General features: G+C 50.1%; 8 protein-coding genes and 1 rRNA gene. All 9 read right to left on the bottom strand.

Annotated features, from left to right (window positions below; genetic code table 11):
• Window positions 1-170: 170 nt before the first annotated feature.
• The 9 genes from DXC51_RS09250 to DXC51_RS09290 all read right to left on the bottom strand — a co-directional run bounded on the left by DXC51_RS09250 (window position 171) and on the right by DXC51_RS09290 (window position 10,874).
• Window positions 171-1,702: ribosomal RNA gene (locus DXC51_RS09250) — 16S ribosomal RNA — on the bottom strand.
• A gap of 432 nt (window positions 1,703-2,134) precedes the next feature.
• Window positions 2,135-2,617 (bottom strand): CvpA family protein, encoded by a 483-nt coding sequence (locus DXC51_RS09255; protein ID WP_102286815.1) that lies wholly within the window; start codon window positions 2,615-2,617, stop codon window positions 2,135-2,137.
• 10 nt (window positions 2,618-2,627) lie between these two features.
• On the bottom strand, window positions 2,628-3,830 hold the full coding sequence (locus DXC51_RS09260) for a DUF5711 family protein (protein WP_117544338.1): 1,203 nt from the start codon (window positions 3,828-3,830) through the stop codon (window positions 2,628-2,630).
• 122 nt (window positions 3,831-3,952) lie between these two features.
• The gene (locus DXC51_RS09265; RefSeq protein ID WP_117544339.1) at window positions 3,953-5,782 is read right to left on the bottom strand and encodes a LysM peptidoglycan-binding domain-containing protein; all 1,830 of its coding nucleotides are present in this window, start codon (window positions 5,780-5,782) and stop codon (window positions 3,953-3,955) included.
• A 211-nt stretch (window positions 5,783-5,993) separates the two neighbouring features.
• Window positions 5,994-7,034 (bottom strand): aldose epimerase family protein, encoded by a 1,041-nt coding sequence (locus DXC51_RS09270; protein WP_117544340.1) that lies wholly within the window; start codon window positions 7,032-7,034, stop codon window positions 5,994-5,996.
• A 50-nt stretch (window positions 7,035-7,084) separates the two neighbouring features.
• A complete protein-coding gene (gene recR, locus DXC51_RS09275) occupies window positions 7,085-7,681 on the bottom strand; it encodes a recombination mediator RecR (RefSeq protein ID WP_025487694.1) in 597 nt (198 codons plus the stop codon).
• Window positions 7,681-8,028: a YbaB/EbfC family nucleoid-associated protein gene (locus DXC51_RS09280; RefSeq protein ID WP_021634805.1), complete on the bottom strand. Its 348-nt coding sequence runs from the start codon at window positions 8,026-8,028 to the stop codon at window positions 7,681-7,683. Before DXC51_RS09280 ends, recR begins: the two co-directional genes overlap by 1 nt.
• A gap of 161 nt (window positions 8,029-8,189) precedes the next feature.
• Complete coding sequence (gene dnaX, locus DXC51_RS09285; protein WP_117544341.1) at window positions 8,190-9,779, bottom strand: DNA polymerase III subunit gamma/tau; 1,590 nt, start codon at window positions 9,777-9,779, stop codon at window positions 8,190-8,192.
• 21 nt (window positions 9,780-9,800) lie between these two features.
• Window positions 9,801-10,874, bottom strand: a complete 1,074-nt coding sequence (locus tag DXC51_RS09290; RefSeq protein ID WP_021634807.1) for a 6-phosphofructokinase — start codon at window positions 10,872-10,874, stop codon at window positions 9,801-9,803.
• Window positions 10,875-11,124: the final 250 nt, after the last annotated feature.

Below are 11,124 nucleotides of genomic sequence, written 5' to 3' on the forward strand. Positions count from 1 at the left end.
TAACCATCGTGTTCGGGATGAGAACGGGTGTTTCCCTTAAGCGCATCGCCACCGGAATTTTTATGTTAATTTCTCCTTCGTTTAAGCTTCTATCATTCTTCCGACTTCCGCCCTCACTCCGGTTCCCTTAACATCTAAACAGTAATACAACCCTTACTTCTTCGCCTTAGAAAGGAGGTGATCCAGCCGCACCTTCCGATACGGCTACCTTGTTACGACTTCACCCCAGTTATTAGACCTGCCTTCGACTGCTCCTCCCTTGCGGTTAGGTCACAGGCTTCGGGCATTTCCAACTCCCATGGTGTGACGGGCGGTGTGTACAAGACCCGGGAACGTATTCACCGCGACATGCTGATTCGCGATTACTAGCGATTCCAGCTTCATGTAGTCGAGTTGCAGACTACAATCCGAACTGAGACGTTATTTCTGGGATTTGCTCAACATCACTGTCTCGCTTCCCTTTGTTTACGCCATTGTAGCACGTGTGTAGCCCAAATCATAAGGGGCATGATGATTTGACGTCATCCCCGCCTTCCTCCGGGTTATCCCCGGCAGTCTCCCTAGAGTGCCCAGCTCTACCTGCTGGCTACTAAGGATAAGGGTTGCGCTCGTTGCGGGACTTAACCCAACATCTCACGACACGAGCTGACGACAACCATGCACCACCTGTCTCCAATGCTCCGAAGAGAATGCCCCGTTACGGGCACGTCATTGGGATGTCAAGACTTGGTAAGGTTCTTCGCGTTGCTTCGAATTAAACCACATGCTCCACCGCTTGTGCGGGTCCCCGTCAATTCCTTTGAGTTTCATTCTTGCGAACGTACTCCCCAGGTGGATTGCTTATTGCGTTAGCTGCGGCACCGATGGGTCCATACCCACCTACACCTAGCAATCATCGTTTACCGCGTGGACTACCAGGGTATCTAATCCTGTTTGCTCCCCACGCTTTCGAGCCTCAACGTCAGTTACAGTCCAGTAAGCCGCCTTCGCCACTGGTGTTCCTCCTAATATCTACGCATTTCACCGCTACACTAGGAATTCCGCTTACCTCTCCTGCACTCCAGCCTGGCAGTTCCAAATGCAGTCCCAGGGTTGAGCCCTGGGTTTTCACATCTGGCTTGTCATGCCGTCTACGCTCCCTTTACACCCAGTAAATCCGGATAACGCTTGCCCCCTACGTATTACCGCGGCTGCTGGCACGTAGTTAGCCGGGGCTTCTTAGTCAGGTACCGTCATTTTCTTCCCTGCTGATAGAGCTTTACATACCGAAATACTTCTTCACTCACGCGGCGTCGCTGCATCAGGGTTTCCCCCATTGTGCAATATTCCCCACTGCTGCCTCCCGTAGGAGTTTGGGCCGTGTCTCAGTCCCAATGTGGCCGTTCACCCTCTCAGGCCGGCTACTGATCGTCGCTTTGGTAGGCCGTTACCCTGCCAACTGGCTAATCAGACGCGGGACCATCCTGTACCACCGGAGTTTTTCACACTGCCTCATGTGAAGCTGTGCGCTTATGCGGTATTAGCACCTATTTCTAAGTGTTATCCCCCGGTACAGGGCAGGTTTCCCACGCGTTACTCACCCGTCCGCCACTAAGTTACGCCGATTCCATCCGAAAACTTCCTCTGCATAACTCCGTTCGACTTGCATGTGTTAGGCACGCCGCCAGCGTTCATCCTGAGCCAGGATCAAACTCTCTTGTTTAAGTGTTTAACCCAGTTAAGATTAACTCTAGCTAATGTTTAACCGTTGCTTGTTTCCAAGCGTTTCTTACTGTTTTTGGGTGTCTTAAAGGTCTTCTTCCGAAGCTTTAAAACTTGTTCTCTGAATTTTCTTTTTTAGAATTTTCAGGGTTGCATTACTGTTTATTTGTCAAGGTTCTGTGTGCTGCTTTCTCAGCCGCAACAGTTGATATCTTATCACATGTCGTTTGGACTGTCAAGCACTTTTTTCAACTTTTTTTGTTTCTTTCAAGTTGTTGTTGCACCGTTGTTCGCGGTGAGTCTTATTTTAGCATCATGTATCATAAGATGTCAACAGCTTTTTTCAATTTTTTTACAAGTTTTTGGAATATTTTAAAAAGCCCAATATATTGTGGTAGTGCGTTCTATATATTGTGTTAAAAGAGCTGGATATCTACTTTAAAGCAGATATCCAGCCCGCGATATAGTTGGAATCATACAACCGGAGAAGCCATTCATTTTCATTTGTCCATTTCATTATCTGCTCGCCGAAGCTTCCTGTGGGAAAACTCTGTATAATAATGTAGGTAATCCACAGGGCGACTACTACTTCCATCAGGCCGGCGGCAATCCCCAGAAGACTGTTGAACAGGTTTATGATGGGAAGGCCTGCTATGGTTTTCAGGGAACGCAGGACAATGCTGAGCAGGTGGAACACAATTCCTGTAATAAGAATCAGTATGATGGCAATGATCCCATTTTGGTTATTGTGATCCATAAAGCTGGATATGGCCATAATGGCCAGCGCCAGGACAAAAAGGGCTACCACCAGGGAAACAAGGCGGTTTACTTCCTCCGCCAGTCCTGTTTTAAATCCTCTGACAGCGCGCCAGATGCCAAGCGCTATGAGAATGATCAGCAGTAGGTTGATATTCATTTGTATACTCCTATTTCATTTCAATGATGTCAATGCTGTCCTTGGACACGGCAAGATACTTCTTGGCGCTGACAGGAGAAAACAGAAGCAGGGGATTCTCAAATTCGCCATGGAAGCGTACCAGTCCATGCAGGTTGGCAATCATACACTGTGTTTCATTATATATAATGATACTGTCCTTGTAGAGAATAATATCCTTATATTCAATATCAAAGTATTGGGAGGTTACTACCGTGCCTGATGTATTGTAAACATCCAGGCGGTATTTTCCCTGGCCTGTGGTATCCAGGAAAACGAGTCCGATATAGCTTCCGCTGTAGAATACGCTCTGGATTTCGCCATCAAGGAAAACATCCGCGGAGCTTTTGGGCCGCTGGTCCCCGCTGTAAATGACAAGGCGGTTATCAGCAACGGCAAATGCCGTATCGTTGCTCAGAAAAGTAATATAAGGAATCACAGCATCCACATAATCAGCGCCGCTGGCAAAGTTGTCCACAAAGTTCTGTCCTACAGAGCTGAAATTATAAAAGGCAACGCTGCTTTTAGTGGATCCGTTTTCTACCGCAATGTAGGAAACCGCCATAAGCTTGCCATCCGGTGAAAGGGCCAGGGCGGCGGGATAGCCGCTTTTCTGCATGGTTGTTTTTACATAGGCTACTTTATCGCCCTGGGAGTTGTAGAGATAAATCCAGGTAATATTAGTATCCTCCAGGACTGCCGCCACCATACCGTTTTCAGATATCGCAAATTCCCTGATGGGAAGATTGGTGTCTATTTCCACGGAATTTCCGGCTTGATCTATGTTATGTATGATATGGCCATTGTAGTCTGCAACGGCTACCCTCGTTCCTGCCACTCTTACCATAGGATTCTGCATTTCATAGGTCTGATTCCAAAGGGCATTTCCTTTGATGTCGGTATAACTGATACCATCCTTGCTGTAGGTAAGAAAACCATTGACATAGTTGAGGCAGGCAGCGCTGTCATACTGCTGTTTTTCTATGGAGGACAGGGTTATATAGCTGCTGAATACCTGGTTTTTTAACTGAACATATATTGTCGCTCCCAGTCCTGCACACAGAAGAAGCACCAGCAGTGTTCTGGTTATGATTGCCATTCTGTGCTTCAGGATCAGATCGCCAAAATTATGCGTATTCGGTTTTTTTTCTTTACGCTCTGCTTTTTTGCGCAGATAGTCACGTACATTTGGCATGGGAATCCTCAAATCTAATCTTTTATTATGGCCGGGCCGATTAAAAAAAGCCTCGTTGATGCAAAATCACGCGGCTTTTTTTCTCACCTTGCTCTGCCCTACTGGGATTATACCATAAATTTTCATTTAGGAAGTATAATTTTTTGGCCGGCAGCCAGGCGGTTCGGATCGGAGATGGAGTTCAGTTCGCATATTTCATCCATTTTATCGAGATTTCCGTAAAAATGCCGGCAGATATTGGCAAGATTGTCGCCGGATTTTACGGTATAGCTGGAGGGGACTGGTGCGGAGGCGGCTACGGCTTCGGAGGTGATGTCCGATGCAGGCTGCGCAGCATCCTTACTTTCATCGGGGGCCTGCTCTTTATTTGGGGATGGTGTCTGCTCTGCCTGGGCCTGTTGTCCAGCCTGAGCATTTTTTCCGGATGTGTTGTCTGCAACGGAAGTATTATCCATGGATGATGCATCAGCTGCGGCCTGTCCATCCTGTCCGGCGCTGCTGACAGAGGAGGACATGGCTGGAAGGGAGTCCGTCTGCTGTGCCTCACCTGTCTGTTTTGTATCGGCCTGACCGGAAGCCGTCTGGGATGTGCCTGTCCGGGATGTACCAGTTTGGGATGTATCTGTCTGAGACAAACCAGCCTGGGTTATATCTGTCTGAAACGAACCCGTCTGAGATGCATCTGCCTTAGACGAACCAGTTTGGGTTATATCTGTCTGAGGTGAACCAGACTGGGTTATTGCAGCCGGGTCTATGGACGAGGGATCCGTTACCGATACTGCTGCGGCAGACGGGCTGGCATCTGCGGCGGATGCTGACGCATTGGCGGACGCCTGGGCGGAAGCATCGGTATTGGGGGGCTGCACCGGATTGTCACTGCCGGGAAGGGAAGCCTGTTTTTCTTCGATTTGCAGCGCGCTGTCAGCCAATGCATATTCCGAGGTTTCGGTTTCCGGCTGATGGGCGGCGTCTGCGAAGAGATTTCCGGCTTCTTTCATATCATTATAACGGTTAATGGAGGTAACGCCGATTCCACAGAGAACCAGGAGAATCAGCAGTCCTGCCGCCCGGCTTAAAATGGAGGAACTGCTGCCTGACTTCCTGCCGGCCGGTTTTCTGCCGTCTGTAGTTTGGCTGGCTGCATTTCTGCCATATGAATAGCTGTTGCCGGCATTTTGGCCATCCTGATATCTGCTTTCCGTGCTTTTGGCGTCTGTACTTTTGCCGCCCGGATATCCGCTGGCCGGGTTACCGAACAATGAACGTCTGCTGGAGGACGGTTTTCTTTCATAAGCTCTGGAATCCGGTCTGCCCAGGTCCGGTGCTTCGGCAGCCTGCATCATTTTTTCGCTGTCTTCCCGTTTTTCCGGGGAATCTATGTCGTAGCTTCTGGGCATGCGCAGGATTCTTCTGGGTTCCTGTGCGGAGGGTTCGGTTTCCGGTATGCCCTCGGGACTGTCTCCCGCTCTTTTCCCCATGATATTATCTCTGGCCTGTCCGCCTCTTGTTTTTCGTTCAAAGCTTCGGGAGGACGCCCGGGGCACTACTTCCTGCACGGTTTCTCCCGGCTGGTTCTGATGTACCGCAATCAGGTAAGACTGCATGTCCTCATTTTGTTCATAAAAAATAAAGTAGCCTTCCAGAGGGGCTGCATAGCCGTCTTCAAAAAAAAGCCAGGCTTCTTTATCATCATAGGTCGCCTCACCGATTCTGCTCTGTTTTGCAAAATATCGTCTCGCTGTGATCTCCCATCCGGGGCCTTCCTTGGCCGCACCATAAATAAAATAGTAACGGACGTCCCCTTCCTTTTCAGTTTTGCCATAGAGGCAGAAATCCGCCGAGCTGCCTGTATCCCGGCATTGGGACAAATAAGTATGTACGTAGTCTTCTATGTATATTTTGTGACAGGAGTCCACGTCGCCTGCCTGCACTACATTTTTAGGTATCTGCATACTGCCACCGCCTTTTTTTCTTTCAATATAGCAGAGAAAGGACGCATATTTTGGCGGAATACGCGGCGTTGGCAACATTCTTTCCGACAAAAAACGGCAGGAGACAGGGCTGTTCCTTTTTTCAGGAAATCAGCCCTGTTCCTGCCGTATGTGGCCTGGCTTTTTCTACATTATATGCCGCTTGTTTCCTAATATAAGGGGAACAGGCAGTTTATTCAAACCGGAAAATGGTAACGGTGTTGTATTCCTTGTCCGGTCCGAATACGGCGGACGGGAAATCAGGTTCGTTGGCCGTGTCAGGATAGAACTGTGTTTCCAGGCAGAAGGCCGTGCGGTTTCCGTAGTTAGCTCCGCCCTTGCCGGTCTGTTCCGCCATGCCGTTGCTGGTATAGAACTGTACGCCGGGCAGATCTGTGAAAACCTTCATAGTCCTGCTGCCGGACGGATTGGAAGCCTCAGCAACAAGTCTTACGTTTCCGTCATAGTTATCCAGGCACCAGTTATGATCATAGCCGCCTACAAGCTCCAGCTGTTCCCATTCTTTGTCAATGTCGGCCCCGATTTTCTTGGGGACGTTGAAATCCATGGGCGTGCCTTCTACAGGAAGCAGTTTTCCGGTGGGAATGGCTCCGGGAAGAATTTCAGTAAAGTATTTGGAGTGCAGTGTTACCAGATGATCGGAAATATCACCTGCATCATGGCCGTCCAGGTTAAAATAGGAATGGTTGGTCATGTTGAAAATTGTATTTTTATCACTGGTTCCGTGATATTCCAGCTTCAGTTCGTTTTCTTCATTTACGGTATATGTAACCTGCAGCTTCTTGTTTCCGGGGAAGCCCATGTCTCCGTCAGGCATATCCAGAGTAAAAGCAACGCCGTTTTCCACTTCGCAGGCATCCCATACTCTCTTATGGCTGCCCAACTCCTTATGGCTGTGCAGGTTGTTCACTCCGTCATTGGGGTCCAGATGATATTCTACGCCGTCCAGGGTGAATTTTGCATTGGCAATTCTGTTTGCATTCGGGCCGATTACCGAGCCGAAAAAGCATCCGTTCACAAAATAATCGGACAGCTTGTCGTAGCCCAGAACCACATCCGCTGAATGGCCGTTTTTATCCGGTACGATTAAATCCACAAGGATTGCGCCGTAGCTCATCACTCTGGCCTTCATCCCTCTGCTGTTTGTAAGGGTATAGATGTATACCTCTTTCCCATCTTTAGTAGAACCGAAAAGTTCCTTTTGTACTCCCATTTCTCGCTCCCTTCCGCGTGCCCGGGCACGCTAACACGCACATATGTTTTTTACATTTCCACTCTGCCTTCCAGCGCGCGCAGCAGAGTCACCTCGTCTATATATTCCAGGTCACCGCCGACCGGAACGCCGCTGGCAATTCTTGTCACCTTGACTCCGGTTGGTTTGATCAGCTTCCCTATATACATGGCAGTTGTTTCCCCCTCCAGGCTGGAGTTGGTGGCGATGATCACTTCTTTTACATCGCCTGTAAGCCGGTGCATCAGTTCCTTGAGCTTGATATCGTTTGGCCCGATGCCGAGCATGGGGGAAATGGCGCCGTGCAGGACATGGTATACGCCCTCATATTTTCCCGTCTTTTCATAAGCGGCAAGGTCCCTGGTATTTTCCACCACCATGATAACGGAATGATCTCTGCGGTCATTGGCGCAGATAGGGCATTTTTCGGAGTCGGTCAGCGTATAGCATTCCTCACAGTAGCGGACATGCTCCTTAGCCTCCGTCATGGTCCTGGCCAGCTTTTCCACCTTGGCCTTCGGCATGTTGATTATGTGGAAGGCAAGGCGCTGCGCAGATTTGCTGCCAATGCCGGGAAGGCCTGCCAGTTCATCAATTAATTTATTAATGTATCCGCTGTAAAGATCCATCAGAAGGGAAAGCCTCCGCCCAGACCGCCGGTCATTTTATTCATTACCTCCGCATTGGCTTCCTCGGCCATGCGCATAGCTTCATTTACTGCGGCAACCACCAGGTCTTCAAGCATTTCGATATCGTCGGGATCAACTACTTCCTCTGTAAGCTTTACCTTGGTAACCTCCTTCTTTCCGGTTACGGTAACCTCTACCGCCCCGCCGCCTGCTTTCGCCGTAAATTCCTTGGTTTCCAGTTCTTTCTGGCTTTCCTCCATCTGACGCTGCATTCTCTGTGCCTGCTTCATCAGGTTATTCATGTTTCCGGGCATTCCGCCTCCGGGAAATCCGCCTCTTTTTGCCATAATAAATAAATCCTCCTTATTTCTGCCTGGTTGGTAACTGTTCAGTACCTGCAGTTGCATTAATTGTATTATTTGTACCGCATTGCAGGCTTTCTGTCAATGGCCTGCTTAAGCTGTTTCATCTTCTGCTCTTTATTATAACGGCTCAGACAGCCGGGCTGTTACTCTTCTTCTATTTCCATGTGGATGATCTGTGTGAGATCCACGTAGGAATCCTCAAAGTCCCTGTCGGAACGGGAGGCCGTGATATTGACCTCTATCTGCTTTTGCGAAAATTCGGAAAGAAGCTTTTCCAGCTCCTGTTTGTTGCCTTCCTGCTTGAGGAAGTAATCGGAAGCCAGGCCATCCTCCACTACCAGCATCAGCCGGTTATCGCCTCCGAGGCTGAGTTTTGCTTTTTTCAGATAGAGCTTCATGGGCATGGCGGTCTGTCCCACCAGGGTGGGCCAGTTGGCCACTATTTTGGAGACATCCTCAGGTATGGCCTTGGGCAGTTCTTCCCTGGTAAGGGATGTCTGCGCGGCTCCGGAAGGGGCGTTTGCGGCAGTGCCTCCTGCGGCCTGGGTTCCGGCCGGGGCCTGCATAACAATGCCTTTTTCCAGCTGCTGTTCCACCGCGCGCAGCCGGTCAAGAAGGGAGTCCTGGCTGATCTCCATCTGCGGGCGGCACAGCTTGATCAGCGCCATTTCTATCAAAATGCGCTTCTGTCCGGCATAGCGGATACGTCCGGAAAGCTCCGACAGCTCCCTGATGTAGCGCATAATTGCATCGGGTTGCGCCATTTCGGCCTCTTCTTTTAAGCGTACCAGATTATCACTGGATACGTCAATGACATCTTCAATCGCGCCTTCATCCGAAGTTTTGATAAGAAGCAGGTTCCTGAGATACCATGCAAAATCGGACACAAACTGGGTAAGCTCCCTTCCCTGCATGACAATTTCTTCCAGGATGCCGATACAGTCAGTAACGCTTCTGTCCAGGACGGCGCGCAGAAGGCGGCTGAAGACCTCGGTATCCACCGCGCCCAGCACATCCAGAACCATGTCATAGGTGAGTTCCTTCCCATAATGGAAGGCGATGCACTGATCCAGAAGGCTCAGGGCATCACGCATGGAACCGTCCGCAGCCTTTGCCACGTAGCGGAGCGCTTTTTCTTCCACCTGCTGCTGTTCCTGGACCATCAGCTCCCGCAGCCGGCCGGTGATGGTATCAATGGTTATTCGTTTAAAATCGTATCGTTGGCACCGGGAAAGGATGGTCACCGGGATTTTATGCACTTCTGTGGTTGCAAGGATAAAAATAACATAGGAAGGCGGTTCCTCCAGCGTTTTGAGCAGGGCGTTGAAGGCCCCTATGGAAAGCATATGCACTTCGTCGATGATATAAACCTTGAACCGTCCTTCTGCCGGTGAATAGGAAACCTCATCCACAATTTCGCGGATGTTGTCCACACCGTTGTTGGAGGCGGCGTCGATTTCGATCACATTCATGCTGGCTGCCGCCGCAATGGCGCGGCAGCTCCGGCACTCACCGCAGGGAGAGCCGTCAACCGGGTGTTCACAGTTGACGGCTTTCGCGAAAATTTTTGCTATGGTTGTCTTTCCTGTTCCTCTTGTCCCGCAGAACAGATAGGCATGTCCGATGCGGTCCGCCTCTATCTGGTTCCTCAGTGTCGTGACAATGTGGTCCTGGCCCTTCACGTCCTCAAAGCGTTCCGGGCGAAATTTACGGTAAAGAGCTGTGTAAGACATTTTTTACCTCATCTTCCATTCTTAATCTCCGAAGCTGATTCCCAGCATCTTGGCTTCCTTTACAATGGATGAACCGGGATCCACCATCTTCAGCTTGCCGGCTACTTCTTCCAGAGGGACTTTTACAATTTCACGGTTTTTATAGCCAACCATGAAGCCGTATTCTCCTTTCAGAATCAGTTTGCCTGCCTCTGAACCGAGCCTGCTGGCAAAAACTCTGTCATACGGGCACGGGGTGCCGCCCCTCTGGGTATGTCCGGGTACAGTGACACGGACCTCCATTCCGCTCTTCTTGGCAATCTGGTCCGCAATCTCATAGGAAACTGAAGGATAGGTGTAATTCTCCAGTTTTTTCTTGTATTCTTTCTTGGAGAGCTTGGCATCTTCCTTGGAAATGGCGCCTTCTGCCACCGCCAGGATGGTAAAGCGGCTGCCTCTGTCATGGCGCTCTTTGATTGCGTCAATCACTTTATTGATGTCATAGGGGATCTCCGGTATCAGGATGACGTCAGCGCCGCCTGCCATGCCCGCATTCAGCGTAAGGAAGCCCACCTTATGGCCCATCACCTCTATAATGAATACTCTTCCGTGGGAGGCTGCCGTGGTATGGATATTGTCAATTGCTTCCGTGGCTATATTGACCGCGCTCTGGAAGCCGAAGGTCATATCTGTGCCCCAGAGGTCGTTGTCTATCGTCTTGGGGAGGGTGATGATGTTCAGGCCTTCCTCTTTGAGCAGGTTGGCTGTTTTATGGGTCCCGTTTCCGCCCAGGATAACCAGGCAGTCCAGCTGGAGCTTATGGTAGTTCTGTTTCATGGCTTCCACCTTGTTCAGGCCGTTTTCATCCGGTTCCCGCATCAGCTTGAACGGCATGCGGCTGCTTCCCAGGATGGTGCCGCCCTTTGTCAGGATGCCGGAAAAATCAGAACCGGTAAGCATGCGGAACTTTCCGTAAATCAGGCCTTTATAGCCGTCAAGGAAGCCATAAATCTCCACGTCTTCCTTCGCATTGAACAAAGTTTTGGCAACGCCCCGCATGGCCGCATTCAAAGCCTGGCAATCCCCGCCGCTGGTTAACATTCCAATTCTCTTCATGGATAGAACCCTCCTTTATTTTTGCCATCCCGATTCCCTTCTCTGTGAGAAAACCGTTCTGTATGCAGTGTCTCCCGCCAATCGGGAAATACACCAATATATCTAAAATTATATAATATTTCCAAAGGGATGTACATCGTTTTTTTCCGGGGGGAGGGGTTCAAGGGAGTTGTGTCAGGGGGCGGCCTGGGGGTGAGGGGGAGGGGAGGTGCTGTTTTTTGCAGGCGGGCGGCGGTATGGGCAGGGGGGG

The organism is Eisenbergiella massiliensis, assembly GCF_003435485.1.

Bases quoted from the DNA above. Each gene is read 5' to 3' on its own strand.
- DXC51_RS09265 (WP_117544339.1), bottom strand. From the start codon at position 5,782: ATGCAGATACCTAAAAATGTAGTGCAGGCAGGCGACGTGGACTCCTGT.
- DXC51_RS09290 (WP_021634807.1), bottom strand. From the start codon at position 10,874: ATGAAGAGAATTGGAATGTTAACCAGCGGCGGGGATTGCCAGGCTTTG.
- recR (WP_025487694.1), bottom strand. From the start codon at position 7,681: ATGGATCTTTACAGCGGATACATTAATAAATTAATTGATGAACTGGCA.
- dnaX (WP_117544341.1), bottom strand. From the start codon at position 9,779: ATGTCTTACACAGCTCTTTACCGTAAATTTCGCCCGGAACGCTTTGAG.
- DXC51_RS09270 (WP_117544340.1), bottom strand. From the start codon at position 7,034: ATGGGAGTACAAAAGGAACTTTTCGGTTCTACTAAAGATGGGAAAGAG.
- DXC51_RS09255 (WP_102286815.1), bottom strand. From the start codon at position 2,617: ATGAATATCAACCTACTGCTGATCATTCTCATAGCGCTTGGCATCTGG.
- DXC51_RS09280 (WP_021634805.1), bottom strand. From the start codon at position 8,028: ATGGCAAAAAGAGGCGGATTTCCCGGAGGCGGAATGCCCGGAAACATG.
- DXC51_RS09260 (WP_117544338.1), bottom strand. From the start codon at position 3,830: ATGCCAAATGTACGTGACTATCTGCGCAAAAAAGCAGAGCGTAAAGAA.